Origin of the sequence: Oricola thermophila, assembly GCF_013358405.1 — a bacterium.
GTDB lineage: Bacteria > Pseudomonadota > Alphaproteobacteria > Rhizobiales > Rhizobiaceae > Oricola > Oricola thermophila.
On the sequence record NZ_CP054836.1, the window covers coordinates 2,562,948 to 2,581,938 of the forward strand.

At 62.6% G+C, this 18,991-nt stretch carries 15 protein-coding genes; 2 read left to right on the forward strand and 13 right to left on the reverse strand.

Annotation, left to right across the window (positions count from 1 at the left end):
* Window positions 1–40 precede the first annotated feature (40 nt).
* The 13 genes from HTY61_RS12340 to HTY61_RS12400 form a co-directional block, all read right to left on the reverse strand.
* Window positions 41–358 carry a (2Fe-2S)-binding protein gene (locus HTY61_RS12340; RefSeq protein ID WP_175277080.1) on the reverse strand — a complete coding sequence of 106 codons (318 nt, stop codon included), beginning with the start codon at window positions 356–358 and terminating at the stop codon, window positions 41–43.
* Between the two features lie 12 nt (window positions 359–370).
* The gene (locus tag HTY61_RS12345; RefSeq protein ID WP_246272796.1) at window positions 371–1,645 is read right to left on the reverse strand and encodes an imelysin family protein; all 1,275 of its coding nucleotides are present in this window, start codon (window positions 1,643–1,645) and stop codon (window positions 371–373) included.
* 21 nt (window positions 1,646–1,666) lie between these two features.
* Window positions 1,667–2,263 (reverse strand): hypothetical protein, encoded by a 597-nt coding sequence (locus HTY61_RS12350; protein ID WP_428978262.1) that lies wholly within the window; start codon window positions 2,261–2,263, stop codon window positions 1,667–1,669.
* A gap of 42 nt (window positions 2,264–2,305) precedes the next feature.
* The gene (locus HTY61_RS12355) at window positions 2,306–4,423 is read right to left on the reverse strand and encodes a methyl-accepting chemotaxis protein (RefSeq protein WP_175277082.1); all 2,118 of its coding nucleotides are present in this window, start codon (window positions 4,421–4,423) and stop codon (window positions 2,306–2,308) included.
* Between the two features lie 203 nt (window positions 4,424–4,626).
* Window positions 4,627–5,274: a maleylacetoacetate isomerase gene (maiA, locus tag HTY61_RS12360; protein ID WP_175277083.1), complete on the reverse strand. Its 648-nt coding sequence runs from the start codon at window positions 5,272–5,274 to the stop codon at window positions 4,627–4,629.
* 27 nt (window positions 5,275–5,301) lie between these two features.
* Window positions 5,302–6,759: an NAD-dependent succinate-semialdehyde dehydrogenase gene (locus tag HTY61_RS12365; protein WP_175277084.1), complete on the reverse strand. Its 1,458-nt coding sequence runs from the start codon at window positions 6,757–6,759 to the stop codon at window positions 5,302–5,304.
* A gap of 72 nt (window positions 6,760–6,831) precedes the next feature.
* Window positions 6,832–7,608, reverse strand: coding sequence for a beta-keto acid cleavage family enzyme (locus HTY61_RS12370; RefSeq protein ID WP_197945314.1), 777 nt, complete (start codon window positions 7,606–7,608; stop codon window positions 6,832–6,834).
* 2 nt (window positions 7,609–7,610) lie between these two features.
* Window positions 7,611–8,930, reverse strand: coding sequence for an aspartate aminotransferase family protein (locus HTY61_RS12375; protein ID WP_175277085.1), 1,320 nt, complete (start codon window positions 8,928–8,930; stop codon window positions 7,611–7,613).
* Window positions 8,931–9,035: 105 nt separating this feature from the next.
* Complete coding sequence (locus HTY61_RS12380; protein ID WP_175277086.1) at window positions 9,036–9,461, reverse strand: universal stress protein; 426 nt, start codon at window positions 9,459–9,461, stop codon at window positions 9,036–9,038.
* 15 nt (window positions 9,462–9,476) lie between these two features.
* Window positions 9,477–12,221 (reverse strand): TRAP transporter permease, encoded by a 2,745-nt coding sequence (locus HTY61_RS12385; RefSeq protein WP_197945315.1) that lies wholly within the window; start codon window positions 12,219–12,221, stop codon window positions 9,477–9,479.
* A gap of 109 nt (window positions 12,222–12,330) precedes the next feature.
* Window positions 12,331–13,293, reverse strand: coding sequence for a TAXI family TRAP transporter solute-binding subunit (locus tag HTY61_RS12390; RefSeq protein WP_175277088.1), 963 nt, complete (start codon window positions 13,291–13,293; stop codon window positions 12,331–12,333).
* 101 nt (window positions 13,294–13,394) lie between these two features.
* Complete coding sequence (locus HTY61_RS12395) at window positions 13,395–14,429, reverse strand: AbrB family transcriptional regulator (RefSeq protein WP_175277089.1); 1,035 nt, start codon at window positions 14,427–14,429, stop codon at window positions 13,395–13,397.
* A gap of 101 nt (window positions 14,430–14,530) precedes the next feature.
* Window positions 14,531–14,887 (reverse strand): protein tyrosine phosphatase family protein, encoded by a 357-nt coding sequence (locus HTY61_RS12400; RefSeq protein ID WP_175277090.1) that lies wholly within the window; start codon window positions 14,885–14,887, stop codon window positions 14,531–14,533.
* 131 nt (window positions 14,888–15,018) lie between these two features.
* On the opposite strand from HTY61_RS12400, the gene HTY61_RS12405 reads away from it, so the two are divergent.
* Both HTY61_RS12405 and mutL read left to right on the forward strand, forming a co-directional pair.
* A complete protein-coding gene (locus tag HTY61_RS12405; protein ID WP_175277091.1) occupies window positions 15,019–17,073 on the forward strand; it encodes a putative bifunctional diguanylate cyclase/phosphodiesterase in 2,055 nt (684 codons plus the stop codon).
* Window positions 17,074–17,143: 70 nt separating this feature from the next.
* Window positions 17,144–18,970 (forward strand): DNA mismatch repair endonuclease MutL, encoded by a 1,827-nt coding sequence (gene mutL / locus HTY61_RS12410; protein WP_175277092.1) that lies wholly within the window; start codon window positions 17,144–17,146, stop codon window positions 18,968–18,970.
* The last annotated feature ends 21 nt before the right edge of the window (window positions 18,971–18,991 follow it).

Genomic DNA, 18,991 nt, shown 5'->3' on the forward strand with positions numbered 1-18,991 from the left:
TCCTGTCGCAAGACAGGCCTATACCCGGCTTTCCGCCATCTCAAGCCGCCGTTCGCCGCAATCTTGCCTTTCGCGCAATCATGCGCGCGGTCTCGCACCGTTCGTGCTCTTCACGTATCCTCGCGATGAAGGGGACGATTTTCTCGTCGGGCGTTGCGCGCTCGCGGTGATAGCGCTCTGTCGTCTCGACAATGACCGAAATCACGTTCGGAAAGCAGCCGCAGCACCGTCCACGCTTCTTCAGGGCGTGATACACGGTGCCCGGCGTGATCAGCCGCCAAGCGTCCTCTTCGAGAAGGCCAACGATGGCCTCCTCGATTTCCTTTCGCATGATGACGTTGCAACTGCAGACGATCATGGCGGCAAGACCCTACTGGAAGACAGCCTCGGGATCGTCGAGACTGTCCGATCCCTCGATCTCGATGGAGCCGAGATCAAGAAGCGTGACCACCCTCTCGATCGAGCGGGTCTGGTCGACCAGCGCGTCGATGGCCGCCTGCACGATCGCGTTTCCTTCTGCATTCCCCTCGCCGATCATCTGATCGTAGGCTTCCCCTGCATCCGCGCGCGCGGCCATGGCCGTCATGGCATCGACTGTCGCCTGCAGCTTGCCCTTCAGTTCGGCATCGAGATCGGCATCCCTGGCAGCAACGAGTTCCGAAAGCGACGGTCCGGAAACGACGGAACCGTCGACGCGCTTGTAGGAGCCGAGATAGACATTGCGGATGCCGACGGCGTCGTAGAGGTGCGACTTGTCGGTGTTGTCCGAGAAACAGTCGTGCTCTTCCTCCGGATCGTGCAACAGGAGTCCCAGCTTCATGCGCTCGCCGGCCAGTTCCCCGTAGGAAAGAGACCCCATGCCGGTCAGAATCGCCGACATCCCGGCCTGCGGATCGGCCATCAGTTCCTCCCGCGCGGCGCCACCTTCCTGCCAGTTGCCGACCATTTCCTCCAGATCGGCGACCAGCAAGTCCGACGCAGCGGCGAGATACTGCGCGCGGCGATCGCAGTTGCCGTTGGTGCATTCGGTGGTGGAATAATCGGTCCACGGCCGGTTGCCCGCGCCGGGACCGGTGCCGTTCAGATCCTGCCCCCAGAGCAGGAACTCGATGGCATGATAGCCCGTCGCCACATTGGCCTCGACCTCGCCCGCCTCGTGGAGGACGGAGGACAGGAATTCGGGCGAGATGTTGGATGCGTCGACTTCCTCGCCATTGATCGTCAGCTTGGCATTCGCGATCACATTGGCAGTGTAGAGGCCGTTCTCATCGCTCTCGGTGCCGTAGGAAGCATCGACATAGTCGATCAGCCCCTCGTCCAGCGGCCAGGCATTCACGCGGCCTTCCCAGTCATCGACGATAGCGTTGCCGAAACGATAGACTTCGGTCTGCTGATACGGAATGCGCGCAGCGATCCAGGCATCCTTCGCCGCCTGCAAGGCCTCGGCCGACGGACTGGCAATAAATGCATCCACCGCCTCATCGAGCGCCTTGGCGGTAATCAGCGAATCCTCGTATTTGGCGAGCGCCAAATCCGCGTAGTGCGTAACGACGGCTTCCGGCGTGACATCGGCGGAGGCCGGCAATGCCAGCGCGCCGGCAAATGCCAGCCCGGCCACAAGCGTTACGGTTCTCGGTACAATCATCATATTCTCCCGGTTATTGGTTCAGTGCAGCGTCGGGCTTGGCCGCCCTGCGTATGCCGAGGCGCGCGAGCGGTCGAGAATGTCACGTACGACATGCGCCGGAATCGGCAGAAGCGTCTTGTCAAGGCCGCGCAGCACCAACGCGAAGGAGCCCGCCGCCAGTGCAACCTCGTCGCAGCGCGAGGCACAGGACAATTCCGTCAGACACAGCGACGCGGCAGCTTCATCGTGATTCTGGATGCCGGCAATCAGCCCCATGACCAGAACCTCGTCGCGGCAGACATGGTTCGAACCGCTTTCGAAGGTTTTCAACGGACAGGCGGCACAGCGCCCCAGTGCGGTGACGAATTCCGACAAGGCATGCAACGCCGTAGTCGCGCAGCGGACACCGAGCGTATCGCTGTAGAGAAGAGCGGCCTGGTCCCACGGCTCGCGGCTCCGGGTCGCAAGGCCGCGGGTCCAGTGCCTGTATCCCTCGAGAACGAGACGCTCAGGCTGCCGCGCAAAATAGGCGGCGCTTGCTCCGTTCTGGCAATTGAAGCGATCGGTCACTTTCGGCTCGCGGATAAACCTGACATCGATGATCAGGTTTATGCCGCAGCCGAAAAGTTGTGTCAAACACTCTAGTTTTGAAGGATTCTAAACTTCGTCCTTCCGTACTCAGGCGGCGGCTCTTCCCCGCGCGGACTCGTCCCCGGCAGCGGTCGCCACTTCCGTGCGGAAGCGCGCCATTGCCGCGTTGAGTTCTCCTATCTCCTCGAGCAGTGCATGTACCGAGGCCGTGGTTTCCTCTGCCATCGCGGCGTTTTGCTGGGTCACGCGGTCCATCTGGCGCACGGCCTCGTTGACCTCGTTGACGGAACTCGATTGTTCGCTGGACGACTGCACCAGAGAAGTCACATTGGTGTTGATATTGGTGACGTGCTCTCCAATCTGCGACAGGGCATCGCCGGTACGGCGAACCAGATCGGCCCCCTGCCGGACGAACCTGTTGGAAGATTCGATGAGCGCCTCGATCTCGCCGACGGCGGCAGCCGAGCGTTGCGCGAGCTCCCGCACTTCCTGCGCCACGACAGCGAAACCGGAACCGGCCTCGCCCGCCCTCGCCGCCTCCACGCCGGCATTGAGCGCCAGCAGATTGGTCTGAAAGGCGATCTCCTCGATGGTGGAGATAATCTGGGTCATCTCCTGGGAAGACTTCTCGATCGAGCTCATTGCCTCAACCGCCTCAGAAACGACCTCCCGCGACTGCGTCGTCAATCCGGTCGCTTCCGCCACCATGCGTCCAATCTCGTCGGCGTTCTGGTGCGCAATCTTGACGGTGGCCGCAATCTCCTCCAGCGCAGCGGCGGTTTCCTCTATGGCAGACGCCTGCTTCTCGGTGCGCGCCGACAGTTCGTCCGCCGAACCATTCACCTCGTCGGTACGCGCACGGATCCTGTCGCTGCTGCCGGCAATCGTGGACAAGGCCTCCTTCAGGCTGTCGACGGTCTCGTTGTAATGCTGGCGCAGTTCGTCGAGCTTGCCGGCGAAAGGCGTTTCGATACGCTGGGTGGTATCGCCCGCGGCCAACCGTGCAAGCCCCTGGCCGAGCCCGTCGATCGCTTGCTGAAGCTCGGCCGCGCGCCGTGTGCGCTCTTCCTCCTGACGCGCACGTTCTCGCTCCGACAGCTTGCGATTGCTTTCCGCTTCCTGCTCGAGCTCGACATTGCGCAACAGCGATGTACGGAACACATCGAGCGCGGAAGCCATGGAGCCGATTTCGTCACCACGGCCGACAAAAGGAACCTTCGTGCCGTGCTCGCCCCGGGCGATCTTCTCCATGGAACCGGTAATCGATACCAGGGGACGAATGACGTTCATCCGCATCGCGAACGAGATCCCCGTCGATATCAGGATCAGCAACAGGAACAGGCCGGCAGCGGCCAATTGCCCCTTGGCCGCAATGGCATTGTAGCTGGTACGATCGACGGCGATCACCGCGGAACCGATCACATTGCCGGAGAAATCGCGCACCGGAAACACGGTTCCGGCATATCGGTTGTCGGTGCCGGGCAACGACACATAGGTCACCTCTTCTGCGGCCGCCTCGGCGCTTTCCGGCAACAGGGCGGCAATATCGGTGTCGATTTCGATAGTGGACCCGATCACTTCGGCGCCATTCTCGCGCAGGGCATAGATCGCGGTCTGGTATCCCGTACCGTCCGTGAACTCGTCGACGAATCCCTGATGCAGGCTGAGGCCGAACTCGACGGTACCAAGATGCTTGTCGCCATCACGGATCGGCGCCACGCCGCGAATGCCAATTCCCGCCACGCCCGCTTCCAGGCCATTGACGACCCGGCTTTCGTTGTTGGCCGCGAGAACCGTCTTGCGGAAGCCCGAAAGGTCATCGCCAAACTTCTCGACCTTGTGCACGCGAAGGAACGAAGTGGCCGGGGGCACATGAAACTGGAACTGGCGCACGTCGTATTGGCTCTTTATCGACTCGAAGGGGCCAACGAATTCGCCGGCGAGCGAGTCGCGATCACCGGCAGCCATGGCCTGTTTTACCGAGGCCTGTTCGCCAACGAGAATCGCCATCATTGTCGCGGCCCTCTGGCTGGCAGCCAGTTCCGACGCGAATTCGCTGCGGACGCGCTCGAGCTTGTCGCGCATGGCCTGGTCAACGAACTGGTTTGAGAGGAAGAAAACGGAACCGGAGACGGCAATCGCAGATATCAGCGCTCCACCATAGAGCAATGCATTGAACTTCTTGCCGATGGTGAGATTTTTCACGATGTCCCCCGATAACAACAAGCTGAATTGCGCATCTGGCATTCAATAATATGAATGTTCCGATGGATGCTTTATCGAAGGTTAATCAAAAACCGGAAATACCGCCGTTACGCTAGGTAAATCAAAAGGTTGCCGGCATTCGTCTACGCAAATGCGGCGCCATTACACGGGCGATCCGCGGCGCTGGTAGCGCCGCTGTGGCATTATGTCGCGTCAGGCTGTTTCGATGGATGGGCCTCGGCAAACGCCGGCAGTGCTTCGCATGCATCGTGGATTCCGCGAACCAGCGGCATGGCCGCCAGGTCGACTTTGAAACGGTGTGCGGAGAATACCTGCGGTACTAGACATATATCCGCCAGACCGGGCGTCTCGCCGAAGCAAAAGGTCGTCTGCTTCTCGCGACGCGCAAGCAGCTGTTCGCAGGCGGCCAGGCCGTCTCCGATCCAGCGCTGACACCAGCGCTCGACGCCTTCCTGGTCCTCGCCATAGTTCTCGCGCAAGTAGGAAAGCACCCGCAGGTTCTGCAGGGGATGAATGTCACAGGCGATGATATCCGCGAATGCGCGCACGCGGGCTCGATCGTCCGGGTCATCCGGCAGGAAGGCGGGCTCGGGATACTTCTCCTCCAGCCATTCGAGGATGGCCATGGACTGGCCAACAACCATGTCGCCGGCCTCGAGTGTCGGCACCAGCATCTGCGGGTTCCGCTCGCGGTATTCGGGCTTCTTTTGCTCGCCGCCGTCCTTCAGCAGGTGCACCGGAACGAAATCATAGTCGATACCCTTCAGGTTGAAGGCTATGCGGCAGCGGTATGAAGACGACGAACGGAAATATCCGTAGAACCGGATCATGAGATTCCCCACCGTGGCGGCCCGCCCCTAGAGGCCAAGACCGCCGATGCAGACATACTTGGTATCGAGATATTCGAGAATGCCTTCCCTGCCGCCCTCGGAACCGAGACCGGATTCCTTGTGGCCGCCGAACGGCGCCTCCGGCGTGGTGATTACACCCTCGTTTACACCGACGAGACCGTAGTCGAGCCCCTCCATCACGCGGAAGGCCTGACCGAGATCGCGGGTATAGAAGTAGCAGGCCAGACCGTATTCGGTGTCGTTTGCCAGCGCGATCGCCTCCTCCTCGGTTTCAAACCGGAAGATCGGCGAAACCGGGCCGAATATCTCCTCGCGGGAGAACCGCATCTCGGCAGTGGCATTCGCAATCACGGTCGGCTGGAAGAAGGACTGGCCTAGCTCGTGGCGATTGCCGCCGGTCAGTACCTTGCCGCCCTTCGAGACGGCATCGGCGATCAGTTCCTCTACCTTCTCGACAGCGGCCATGTCTATCAACGGCCCCTGCTGGGTGCCTTCCTCGGTGCCCGGGCCGACCTTCAGGCTCTCAGACTTTCTCGCCAGCTTCTCGGCGAATTCGTCATAAACGCCCGCTTGGACATAGAAGCGGTTGGTGCACACGCAAGTCTGGCCGGAATTGCGATACTTCGCGGCAACGGCACCCTCTACCGCCTTGTCGACATCTGCGGAATCGAACACCAGGAACGGGGCATTTCCCCCGAGCTCCATCGACACCTTCTTTACGGTGTCGGCACACTGCCTGAGCAGAATCTTGCCGACATCGGTTGAACCGGTGAAGGTGATCTTCTTGACAGCAGGGTTCGAAGTCATCTCCCCACCGATCTGCGATGCAGAGCCGGTAACGATGTTCATGACACCTTCCGGCAGTCCGGCCATCTCGGCGATCACGCCCCAGGCGAGACCGGAATAGGGCGTCTGCGAAGCGGGCTTGATGACTGCGGTACAGCCCGCCGCGATCGCCGGCCCGATCTTGCGGGCCAGCATGGACGACGGGAAATTCCAGGGCGTGATCGCACCGACAACACCGACCGGCTCCTTGCGCACGAGGATGCGGCGATCTGCCCATGGTGACGGCACGATGTCTCCATAGACACGGCGTCCCTCCTCGGCGAACCACAGAATGTAATTGGCACCGACAGTTATCTCTCCCTTCGCCTCGGCCAGCGGCTTGCCCTGCTCCAGGGTCAGCAGTTCCGCTAGGGCATCGACATTCTCGATCATCACGTCATGCATGCGGCGCAGCATCGCCGCGCGTTCGGCCGCTGTCGTCTTGCGGAAGCGCTCGAAGGCCGTCGCAGCGGCCTCGATGGCTCGCGCCGCCTCCGCCTGCCCGGCATTGGGAACGGTTCCGAGTACCGCGCCGGTTGCCGGATTGGTAACGGCGAGGGTGTCACCGGAATCCGCGGCGACCCACTTGCCACCGATCAAATTTGCCTCCTTCATGAAGGCACTGGTTCTTGTGAGCATCTGCATTTCCTCCGGGCGGCACTCGCAACCACTTGTTCTGCGAGAACGATCTGCACCAAGCGGGACAGTCGGTCAATGCTCGGCAACTGCGGCGATTGCGCTTACCCTCTCCGCATTGTCCGCAGCGACGGAACCATCGGCGTTCCACAGGCTGTTCTCGAAACCGACCCGCACCTTGCCACCGGCCTCGAATGCGGCAGCCAGTGCCGCCGTCTCGCCGCGTCCGAACGCGCAAACCGCCCAGTCCGCCTCCAGCCCGGACCGGGCCAGTTCTGAGAGAAACGGTTGCAGATCTGCCGGATCGCTCTCCTGGTTCACGGCATAGCGCCCGAGAACGAATAGGAGCTGCATGTCTTCCCTCGGCACGACGCCGACGGACACCAGGGCGGCCAGGCGGGCAATTTCATCGGGCGCATAGAGAATGTGCTGAACCGCGATTTCCGCCTCGTGTGCCCAGGCATAGAACCGCGCCGCGTCGGCGGTGTCGTCGTCATCGGGTAACATCTCGCGGAGCGAAACAGAGACCATTTCCGGCATGACAGCGCGTACAACGGCACGCTGTTCGTCCGGGGTATAGCGACCCACCGCTTCGGTAGTTATCTGCACCGCCATGCCGGGGACCTGGCGCGCCAGTTCCCCGGTCAACTCGGAATATAGACCCGCATCAAGCACATGGCGCTGGTCGGCGTCGCGCACATGAGCGTGGATGCCGCCCGCACCGGCCGCGTAACAGGCTTTCGCCGTATCGACGATCTGCGGGATCGTCACCGGCAATTCCGGGTGGTCAGCAGTGGTACGGCGCGCTCCATTGGGCGCGACCATGATGTCTGGAAGCGACCGCGCGCCCATTTTCAGAACACCGCCCGCATGGCCGTGTCGAGCTTGCCGACGACCTCGTCGATCTGTGCGTCCTCGATGATAAAGGGTGGTGCGAGCAGGACGTGATCGCCCCTTGCACCGTCAATCGTGCCACCCATGGGGTAGCATATCAAACCTGCCTCGAAGGCATGCTTCTTCAAGCTTTTCGCGATGCCGCGTTTCGGATCGAACGGCGCTTTCGTCGCGCGGTCCTCCACGAACTCCATCCCGAGAAACAGCCCCCGCCCCCGTATGTCGCCTACATGCGGATGCTGTCCGAAGGCATTTTCCAGTTCGGCCCTCAATCTCGCGCCCCGATCTTCCACTTTTGCAAGCAAACCGCGCTCGATAATCGCCGTGACCACCGCACCCGCCGCTGCAGTGGCGACCGGATGTCCCATATAGGTGTGACCGTGTTGGAAGAACCCGGATCCGGCGGCGATCGCGTCATATATCTTCGCCGTGCACATCATGGCGCCGATCGGCTGGTAGCCCGCACCAAGTCCCTTGGCAACGGTCACGATATCCGGCGAAATGCCCTCCTGCTCGCAGGCGAAAAGAGTCCCGGTACGGCCCATGCCGCACATCACCTCGTCCAGGATCAGCAGGATGCCGTACTTGTCGCAGATCTCGCGGATGCGCCGGAAATAGCCCTCGACCGGCGGCACGGCGCCCGCCGTCGCGCCGACGACCGGCTCGGCGATGAAAGCAAGTACCGTTTCCGGTCCCAGCCGCTCGATTTCCGCTTCCAGTTCGTTAGCCACACGCTGGCCAAACTCGAAGGCGCTTTCGCCCTGTTCGCGGCCGCGATACTCATAGCAAGGTGATATATGCGATGTCTCGACCAGCAACGGCGCGAACTGGCGGCGACGCCATTCGTTCCCGCCGGCAGCAAGCGCGCCCAGCGTGTTGCCGTGATAGGACTGGCGGCGCGCGATGACGCGATGACGGTCCTGGCCGATCTCGAGAAAGTACTGCCGGGCAAGCTTGATCGCAGCCTCCACGGCTTCCGATCCGCCGGAAACGAAATAGACACGGTCGATGCCTTCGGGGGCATATTCGACAAGAATATCCGCCAGTTCCTCCGCCGGATCTGATGTGAAGAATCCGGTATGGGCAAAGGCGATCCGGTCGAGTTGCTCCTTGATTGCTGCGGTCACACTCGGATCGGAATGCCCGAGACAGGAAACGGCAGCACCGCCGGAGCCGTCAAAGTAGCGCTTGCCGGTCTTGTCGATGATGTAGCAGCCATCGCCCTGCGCTGCCACCGGCAGCGTGCCAACAGTCGAACGGCCGAATATATGCGATCCCATGGATTTTCCCTCCGGCGACCAACTCGGCGGCACCAATCCGCCCGGTCAATTGCGCGGTGGCGCATGCGCCGCAATTGAGGCCGAAATGCGAATGTCGGGAAATGTCTATTCGCGGACGATCAATACCGAGGCGGAAGTGTGTCGAGCGACGTGATCGGCATTCGGACCGATCAGGATGTCAGCCAGTTCCGGACGATGCGATGCCATGACGATCAGGTCACAGCCATTGTCCTCCGCAACGCGCACAACCTCCCGATAGACCTGGCCAACCGCAACGTGCTCGGTGACATCCACGCCGGGCATTTCGCGAGCGACAAGGGCTGTCAGGCCTTCCGCCGCCTTTCGCGTGATCTTTTCCTCGTAGTCATCTGGGAAATACTGCGCGACCATGGCGGTACGGATGTCCTGCACGACCGTTACGACATGCAGCTTAGCCCCAAATGTCATGGCCATCTTGAGCGCCACGGGTATCGCCTTCTTCCATGAGCTCTCGTGCGCCAAGTCGACAGCCAGCAATATTGCCTTGTACATCTTTCTGATCTCCCGCTAGGCGACAGCCTGCTGTTCGCCGGACGCCGGCGGCGCACGACGGCGTTGTGCCCATATGACGAGTGCAAGCAACAGCAGTGCCGGAATGTATATCCAGTATTTCGACGGCGTTTCCGCCGACTTCAGGACGCGAACGATTTCCTGGTCCCAGTCAAGGCCGACATCCTGGGCCGGGGAATCGAAAGCCACATCATCGATGATGGTCTTGCCGTCGCGCTCCACCAGTGTCAGGCCGGCGGCCTCTATCCGTTCTTCTCCGGTGGCCCCGTCGGGCAACTCGAGCAGAACGACCCATTCACGCGTCTCCCCGACGGAATCGAGACCGGATATGCGTAGCCGCAGGTTCTCGCCGGATGGCACCTCGCCGGCCGCAGCCGCGATCTCGGCGGGAGGCACGTCCTCGTAAGGCGGGAACACCATGTCCATCCAGAATCCCGGTCTGAAGAACGTAAAAGCGAGAAGCAGCAGCGCCACCGTCTCCCACAGACGGTTCCTCGCAATGAACCAGCCTTGCGTGCCTGCCGCAAACAACAACATCGCCACGGTCGCGATCACGAAGATGAAAACACCGTGGATCCAGTCCACCTCGATCAGCAGAAGGTCTGTATTGAAGATGAACAGGAACGGCAGCGCAGCAGTGCGCAGCGAATAGAAGAAGGCAACAAAACCGGTACGGATCGGATCGCCTCCCGACACGGCCGCCGCGGCAAATGAGGCAAGCCCGACCGGAGGCGTCACGTCGGCCATGATGCCGAAATAGAAAACAAAGAGATGAACCGCGATGAGCGGCACGAGAAGTCCGTTTTCCTGGCCGAGCGTAACGATCACCGGAGCGAGCAGCGCGGAGACAACGATGTAGTTTGCCGTCGTCGGCAGCCCCATTCCGAGGATCAGGGACAGGATAGCCGTCAGGAACAGGATAGCCAGCAGGTTGCCGCCCGACAGCACTTCCACCACGTCGGCCAGAGCAGAGCCGACACCGGTCTGCGACACGGCGCCGACGATGATCCCCGCCGTTGCCGTCGCAATGCCAATCCCGATCATGTTGCGCGCGCCCGAGATCAGACCGTCGACGAGTTCATCCCAGCCGCGCCGGAAGGCCGCGCCCATTTGGCGCTCGCCGCGGAAGATCGCGAACAGCGGACGTTGTGTGAGCAGGATGAATATCATGAAGGCGGAAGCCCAGAAGGCCGAAAGACCGGGAGAGAGGCGCTCCACCATCAGCGCCCACACAAGCACAACAACAGGTAGAATGAAGTGCAGCCCGGACTTGATTGTAGGACCCGGCAGCGGCAGCGCGCTCACCGGCGCGTTCGGATCATCCAGCTTAGGCTCCGGATAACGGGAACCAAATGCGACCAGCCCGACATAAGCCGCTGTGAGGACAGCGAAGATGACATAGGGCGCGGCAGCGCCGAACGTCGGACGAATCCAGCCCATGCCGTAATAGACGCCAAAGGAAATTGCACAAAGAACCGCCACGCCGAAGACGAAGCCGACGAGACGCCGCATCAGCGGCCCCGGAACATAGGCACGGGGCAGTCCCTCCATGCCCGCCTTCGCGGCTTCGAGATGCACGATATAGACCAGCGCAATGTACGAAATGACCGCCGGCAAAAAGGCGTGCTTCACCACATCGAAATAGGGAATGCCGACATATTCCACCATCAGGAATGCAGCCGCGCCCATGACCGGCGGCATGATCTGGCCGTTGACCGACGATGCGACCTCGACGGCGCCGGCCTTCTCGGAGGAGAAGCCGACCTTCTTCATCAGCGGTATGGTGAAGGTGCCGGTGGTAACCACATTGGCTATGGACGAGCCAGAGATCAGCCCGGTCATCGCCGAAGATACGACTGCGGCCTTCGCGGGGCCGCCCTTCATGTGCCCCATCAGCGAAAAGGCCACCTGGATGAAATAGTTGCCGGCGCCGGCCTTGTCCAAAAGGGCGCCGAAAAGCACGAAGAGGAAGACAAACGATGTCGAGACGCCGAGCGCGATGCCGAACACGCCCTCGGTGCTGATCCAGTGGTGGTTGACGATCTCGCGCAGATTGTTGCCCTTGTGGGCGACGATCTCCGGCATCCACGGGCCCAGCACGGTATAGACCAGGAACAGCGAAGCGACGATGACAAGCGCCGGGCCAAGCGAACGGCGCGTGGCCTCGAGAAGCAGGAGCAGCCCCGCCACCGACACGACATAGTCGATGAAGACCGGCTGGCCGACGCGGTCGGCGATCGGTCCGTAAAACAGGAACAGGTAGGCCGCGCAGAAACCGCCGATGGCGGCCATGATCCATTCGTGGATCGCAACGCGATCATTGCGCGTCGGCAAGGCGCAGGCCGCGGCAACGACAACGGTGATCGCAAGCACGACCCACACCGGGAAAATGTCCCCGGCCGAGAGCGCCAGCAGGCCTCCGAGAACGAGCGGCACGCCAAGCCCGAATATCGTCTGCACGGCACCATGGCCGGGCGGGAAGGCCAAAAAGGCGAGGACAACTGCGAAGGCAAGATGGATGGAACGCGCCTCGGTGTCGTTGAAGACGCCGATACCGACCGCAAATGGCAGCGGCGAGGCGTACCAGAGCTGGAACAGCGACCACAGGAGCGCGATCCCGGCGATCAGCCGACCGATGAAACCTCCGGCGGAACGCCCTCCGGTATCGGCCTGCGCGACGAGTTCATCGATCTCCGCCTGGCTGAGCCCCTCATGTTCCTTCGGCTGCGTTGCATCGACCATGTCCGTCATCCCCGTTCGACCCGCGCATCATGCGGTCTTGAACCTCCCACAGGCCCGAAGGCCCCTAGCAAAACCCCGCGGACCAAGGTCCGCGGGGTTCCGAGGCGGCTTACATCCAGCCGCGTTCCTTGTAGTATTTCACCGCGCCGTCGTGCAGCGGCGCAGACAAGCCGTCCTTGATCATCTGCTCCTCGGTCAGGTTCTCGAAGGCCGGGTGCAGCTTCTTGAAGCGGTCGAAGTTGTCGAACACCGCCTTGACGACCTGGTAGACCACGTCCTCCGGCACGTCCGAGGACGAAACGAAGGTCGCCTTCACGCCGAAGGTCGTGACATCATCGGGATTGCCCTTGTACATGCCGCCCGGAATCACCGCCTTGGCATAGTAGGGATTGTCGGCAACCAGCTTGTCGATTTCCTCGCCGTCGACATTGACGAGAACGGCATCGGTCGTGGTTGTCGCTTCCTGGATGGCGCCTGCCGGGTGGCCGACCGTGTAGATCATGGCGTCGATCTTGTTGTCGCCAAGCGCGCCGGCCTGTTCGGCGGCCTTCAGCTCGGAAGCGAGCGCGAAGTCGTCAAGCGTCCAGCCCTTGGCCTCCAGCACGACATCCATCGTCGCGCGCTGACCGGAACCCGGATTGCCGATATTGACGCGCTTGCCCTTCAGGTCGTCGAAGTTCTCGATTCCGGCATCGGCACGGGCAACGACGGTGAACGGCTCGCCGTGCACGGAAAAGACCGCGCGCAGCTTGTCGAACTTGTCACCCTCGAATTTCGAGGTGCCGTTGTAGGCGTGGAACTGCCAGTCGGACTGGGCAACGCCCATCTGCCGGTCGCCGTTCTTGATCGCATTGATGTTGTCGATCGAACCGCCGGTCGAAGGCGCCGTGCACTTGATATTGTGCTCCGCCGTGCCCCGATTCACCAGCCGGCAGATAGACTGGCCAACGACATAGTAAACGCCTGTCTGACCACCGGTACCGATTGTGATAAAGGTCTCTTCGGCGGTTGCCGCGGCCTGCGTGCCGAGCACCAAGGCGCCAGCAACAATGGTTCGCAGGAGCATATTCATTTCATTCTCCCTTTTGGTAAAGCGGGTACAATTGCGCGATCATTGCGAGAAAGCAAATCCCGCCGGACCGCCGGAGTCTCCGTTTTCCACAACCGGTTGATTCAGACGGTTTTTCGCGTGACGAGGCCCAGCAGAACGGGCAGGATTGCTATCAGCAAGACTATCCGAAAGACATGATGCGTTGCAACGTAAACGGGGTCGTACCCCAATGCCAGCGCCATCGAGGACATGCCCTCGACACCGCCCGGGGCAAACGACACCCAGGTCTGCCCGAACGGCAGATCAAGCAGCATGGAAACCGCTCCGGCTCCAAGGACGGACACCAGCACCGCCGCGGCCGTGGAAACCAGCCCCGCAACGGCAAGCCGCTTGAGGTCGCCGGCCGAAATGCCGGCAAAACGCGCGCCGATGACCGTTCCGGTTATCGAAAATCCGAAAAAGGTCACCGCGTCGGCGAGGCGGCCGGAGACGAGTCCGGATCCGTGCGCAATTCCGGAGACGAGAAGGCCGGCCATGATGAACGGCGCGGGGGCGCGCATCCGTGTCATTGCCATGCCCAGTGCGAAGGTTGCGACGAGCAGGAGCGCACTCCAGCCATGGCCGAGATGCGGCAGATCGACATGCGGCGCATTGCCGACCCCGCCGCCCGCATAGCCGATCATGGGCGGCAGGAGCATGGTGATGAGGAACAGGCGCAGGCTCTGCAATACCATGACGAACCGCAGGTCTATGCCCCGGTCGGCTGCCAGCGACAGGGTATAGGACAATGCGCCCGGCGAAGTGGCTAGCAGCGCCGTCGGCACATCGCAGTCGAAGATCTTCCGCAGGATCAGACCGCATACCAGGAGCACGGCCAGAACGGTCAGGGCCAGCATCGCGATCGACAAGGGCCAGCGGGCAATGTCGGACCAGATGTCCGGAGTGACGCCGGACCCCAGCGAGACGCCGATAACGCAGAATCCGATATCCCGCAGCAGGTCGGGAACCGCCGGTTCGAGCCGCCGTAGCGCCGCGACCGTTACCGCGAAGGTACTGCCCAGCAACGCGGCTGCGGGAAGACCGAGAAACAATGCGAAAAGCGCGCCACCGAAACCGGCGGCGAGCGCTATCGCCAATCGCTTCCAATCGGATTTCATCACCGGGCCCTGCCGTTCAGATTCGAGCGCATGGCGTCACACAGCAAGGCGTCGGGCCATCGCGCCACCGGCGATCAGGCCCGCAGTTGCAACGTGCCTCGTCACGGGCGCGCAAAGGTGCACATATGCGCCGAGCGTGCACCCGACCGGCAATAGGCGAGAACAAGGCCATCGGCCTCGGACAGCGCCTTTTGCATCGTATCAACCATGTCCCGCGTAATCCCGGCCTGGCCTACGGGGACGAAATAGAAGGCAATGCCCTGCTTTCCGGCCTCGGCCTCGATCTCGGCCGCCGTCGGCTGACCGGGCGCCTCGTGGTCCGGACGGTTGCATATGATCGTCGTGTATCCGGCTTCGGCCAGCGCGGCGACATGCTCCGGAAGAACCTGGCCGGAAACGAAAATGCCATTCGCGACCTGACGCAGGGCAGCGGGCAACCGGGCGGTGTCTGCACTCATTCTCGACTTGCTCCATAGTCGCGTCCGATTATCAGTTTCTTCACCATTCCGGCAAGTCACGAAACGGCATTTCCATTTTTTAACGCCGTTGAGTCAGCGTGCGCAAACGCATGATTTTCAAGGCGGAGTCCATGCACGAAACAGCGGCACCTGAACAAACCGAAAGTCTCGGTGTAGCAGGCAGCATCCGCTTGTCCTACTGGCTTGCCATCCTTCTGATCGCAGCCCTTGCGACGGCGTCGTTCGCGATCATGAACCGCGAATTGCGAAACCACCCGACCGACAAGGAGCTGATCCGCTTGGCTGGCGAACAGACCATGCTGTCGCAGCGGATCACCGCACTCAGCCATGCCGCCCATGGAGCCGAGCATGTTTTCGCGCATGCCGCCACCCTGAACGAACTGCGCCGCAGCATCGACGAGTTCGAAGCCAATCACCGCCGTGTCGTCGAGGCGTCGGAAGCCGGCAACGAACTGGACCGCCAGGCGGCCACACGGCTCAAGACACTCCTGACCGATCAGCCCTACACCGTGGATCGCCTTGTCCGCGAATTCGTCGACGACGCACGGGCCTTCGTGGCGCTGTCCGCCGATCCCGCGAAACGCCTGCTGGCGGACCCCGTACCGCTGGATTCGGCCACGGCGGCGCTATCCGGCTACCACCAGATCGTCGATGTCATGTCGCAGAATGCAAGGATGACGGCGGAAAGGACCGCAACTCTCTCGCGCGCGCTGTTCTCAGCAATGATGCTCGTCCTGGCAGCGGCCGTGTTGTTCATATTCCGGCCCATGATCCGCAATGTCGCCGAGCGGACACACGAACTGATCGACGCGCGCAACGAGATGGCGCATCTCGCTGCGCATGACCGGCTAACCGGCCTGCGCAATCGCGTGTTCCTGACCGATCACTTCGAGCACATGATCGAGGGCGCCAAGCGGCGCGGGGAACGGGTCGCGGTGCTGCATCTGGATCTCGACAATTTCAAATTCATCAATGACACCTACGGCCACATGGCCGGCGATCACGTGCTCAGCGAGATCGGCAACCGCATCAAGTCGGTCGTGCGCGCGGCCGACATTCCGGCCCGCATCGGCGGAGACGAGTTTGTCATCCTCCTGAACGCACCCGGCGAGAGCGCCGATATCGAGCGCATCGCCACGAGGATCATCGAGGCCGTCACGAGGCCAATCGAATTCGAGTCGACGGTTCTGCGCTGCGGCGCATCGATCGGCATATCGGTCTATCCCGACGATGCGGACAACCCGGCGGATCTCCTGGTCGACTCCGATCTCGCCCTCTACCAGGCCAAGGAAGCCGGGCGCGGCCATGCGCGCTTCTTCTCCGACGAATTGCGCAGGGAACACGAAGTCCGCCGGGAACTGGAATCCGACCTGCGAAAGAGCCTGCAACGCAAAGAAATCAATGTGCACTACCAGCCGCAGGTGTCACTTGCGACGGCGCGCGTGACCGGCATCGAGGCTCTCGCACGGTGGAACCGCAACGGCAACGAATACGTGCCGCCGCAGGTGTTCCTGCCGGTCGCGGAGAAATCCGGATTGCTTCTGGCCATTGGCCGCCACGTCATTTCCAGTGCGATCGCCCAGGCGGCCGAATGGCATCATGCCGGTCTCGAATACGGCCGCATCTCCGTCAACGCCGCGCGCGCGGAGCTGACGAAGGACGATTTCGTCAGCTTCGTGCTCGACACGGCGCGCGAGCACGACCTGCCGGCCAACAAGCTGTCGGTCGAGATTGCCGAAGGAATGATCCTAGAAGACGACAAGCGCAATGTTGCCGACAACCTGCGCCGCTTGCGCGCTGCCGGCGTCCAGGTGGAACTCGACGATTTCGGTTCCGGGTATGCCTCGCTGACGCACATCAACTCCACCGAAATCGACCGGCTGAAGATCGACGAACGCTTCATCCGCAACATCGACAAGGATCGCGGCAAGCGGCGAATCGTGCGCGGGCTGATCGAGATGGCCAAGGGACTCGACATCGCGGTCGTCGCGGAAGGCGCCGAGACGATCAGCGAAATGGAAACCCTGCGTTCAATCGGCTGCTCGAACGTGCAGGGATACGGCATCGCCTTCCCGATGGATGCCGCGCTGGTCACCGAATGGCTGCACATCCACAGCCCATGCTCGCCCATCCCGCTCTACGACGATGAAATGGCCTCGGCCTGACGGTCAATCGAGTGGTTGAAAGCGGCGGCGCGCCATTTCGCTGCGGCCCGCGCCAGCCTATATTGCGGGGATGGCGCATCCCAGAATCCACCGACTCGACGACACGGTCGTCAACCAGATCGCTGCCGGTGAAGTCATCGAACGGCCGGCCAATGTGGTCAAGGAACTGGTCGAGAACGCCCTCGATGCCGGCGCAACGCGCATCGAGATCCTGACGGCGGCGGGCGGCAAGACCCTGATCCGCGTCACCGACAACGGCGCAGGCATGACCGCGGCGGAACTGCCGCTGGCCATTTCGCGCCACTGCACGTCGAAGATCGACCGCGACCTGACGGCGATCGCCACGCTCGGCTTCCGCGGCGAGGCGCTGCCCTCGATCGGCTCGGTGTCGCGGCTCCTCATCCGTTCGCGACCGCGGGACGGGGTCGAGGGCGCGGAGATCGAAGTCGACGGCGGCGCCATCAGCGGGCCGCGTCCCGCACCCGGCAATCCGGGCACGATGGTGGAAGTGACCGGACTGTTCCGCAGCGTACCGGCACGGCTGAAATTCCTGAAATCCGACCAGGCGGAAGCGAACGCCATCACCGACACGGTCAGGCGCATCGCGATGTCGTGGCCCGGCGTCTCCTTCACGCTGGCCGGCTCCGACCGTTCGACGCTGGAACTGCCGGCCACCGGGGAAGGCGGAGACGCGCTGATCGCCCGCATCGCGCAGATCCTGGGCCGCGACTTCCGCGACAATTGCGTCGAGATCGCCGCCGAGAAAGAGGGCGTGCGGATCGCCGGTTTCGCCGGCCTGCCCTCGTTCAACCGGGCATCGGCCAGCCATCAGTATGTCCATGTCAACGGACGCCCGGTGCGTGACCGGCAGCTGTCGGGCGCCCTGCGCGGCGCCTATTCCGACATGCTGGCGCGCGACCGCCACGCCGTCTGCGCCATCTTCATCGACACCGATCCGCGCCTTGTCGACGTCAACGTGCACCCCGCGAAGGCCGAGGTGCGCTTCCGCGATCCGGGCCTGGTGCGCGCGCTGATGATCTCCGCGATCCGGCGTGCGCTTGCCGACACGGGCATCCGCGCAACAACGACGGCGGCCGAGGCGATGACCGCCGCGTTCCGACCGGGCACAACGCCCCATGCGCGCCCGGCCTTCACGCACGCGCCGGCCGCCCCTTCGCCAAACCGGCCGCTCGACCTGCAAGCCGGATTCTCCGAACGGCCGCAAGCTACATTCGACGGCGGCAATGCCGGCGGCTTCGCGCCCTCGGCGGCGCAGGCGGACGTGCCGGACGCGACCATCGCCCCGGAGGCCGAAGGCTACCCGCTCGGCGCCGCGCGGGCGCAGATACACGAGAACTACATCATCGCCCAGACCGCCGACTCGCTCGTCATCGTCGACCAGCATGCCGCGCATGAAAGGCTCGTCTTCGAGTCGCTCAAGAAGGCGCTTGCCGAGCGCACCCTTCCCTCGCAGATGCTGCTGGTGCCGGAAATCGTCGACCTGCCGGTTGAGGATGTCGAGCGGCTGGTGGGGGAGAGCGAAACGCTCGCCCGGTTCGGCCTTGAGATCGAACGTTTCGGCCCCGGCGCGATCGCCGTCAGGGCAACGCCTGCCATGCTCGGCGAGGTGGACGCTCAGGGCCTCGTCCGCGACCTCGCCGACGATCTCGCCGAGGGCAACGGCGCGCTGCGAATCCGCGACAACATAGAGAAGGTCGCCTCGACGATGGCCTGCCACGGCTCGGTGCGCTCCGGCCGCCGGCTGCGCGGCGAGGAGATGAACGCACTGCTGCGCCAGATGGAGGCGACACCGGGATCGGGCACCTGCAATCACGGGCGACCGACATTCATCGAGCTGAAACTGGCCGACATCGAACGGCTGTTCGGCCGCCGATGACAATGCAATCATTGACGCGCG

Coding starts and splice junctions, on each gene's coding strand:
- HTY61_RS12340 (WP_175277080.1), bottom strand. CDS start 358: ATGATCGTCTGCAGTTGCAACGTCATCATGCGAAAGGAAATCGAGGAG.
- HTY61_RS12345 (WP_246272796.1), bottom strand. CDS start 1,645: ATGATTGTACCGAGAACCGTAACGCTTGTGGCCGGGCTGGCATTTGCC.
- maiA (WP_175277083.1), bottom strand. CDS start 5,274: ATGATCCGGTTCTACGGATATTTCCGTTCGTCGTCTTCATACCGCTGC.
- HTY61_RS12365 (WP_175277084.1), bottom strand. CDS start 6,759: ATGCTCACAAGAACCAGTGCCTTCATGAAGGAGGCAAATTTGATCGGT.
- HTY61_RS12370 (WP_197945314.1), bottom strand. CDS start 7,608: ATGGGCGCGCGGTCGCTTCCAGACATCATGGTCGCGCCCAATGGAGCG.
- HTY61_RS12375 (WP_175277085.1), bottom strand. CDS start 8,930: ATGGGATCGCATATATTCGGCCGTTCGACTGTTGGCACGCTGCCGGTG.
- HTY61_RS12380 (WP_175277086.1), bottom strand. CDS start 9,461: ATGTACAAGGCAATATTGCTGGCTGTCGACTTGGCGCACGAGAGCTCA.
- HTY61_RS12385 (WP_197945315.1), bottom strand. CDS start 12,221: ATGGTCGATGCAACGCAGCCGAAGGAACATGAGGGGCTCAGCCAGGCG.
- HTY61_RS12390 (WP_175277088.1), bottom strand. CDS start 13,293: ATGAATATGCTCCTGCGAACCATTGTTGCTGGCGCCTTGGTGCTCGGC.
- HTY61_RS12395 (WP_175277089.1), bottom strand. CDS start 14,429: ATGAAATCCGATTGGAAGCGATTGGCGATAGCGCTCGCCGCCGGTTTC.
- HTY61_RS12400 (WP_175277090.1), bottom strand. CDS start 14,887: ATGAGTGCAGACACCGCCCGGTTGCCCGCTGCCCTGCGTCAGGTCGCG.
- HTY61_RS12405 (WP_175277091.1), top strand. CDS start 15,019: ATGCACGAAACAGCGGCACCTGAACAAACCGAAAGTCTCGGTGTAGCA.
- mutL (WP_175277092.1), top strand. CDS start 17,144: ATGGCGCATCCCAGAATCCACCGACTCGACGACACGGTCGTCAACCAG.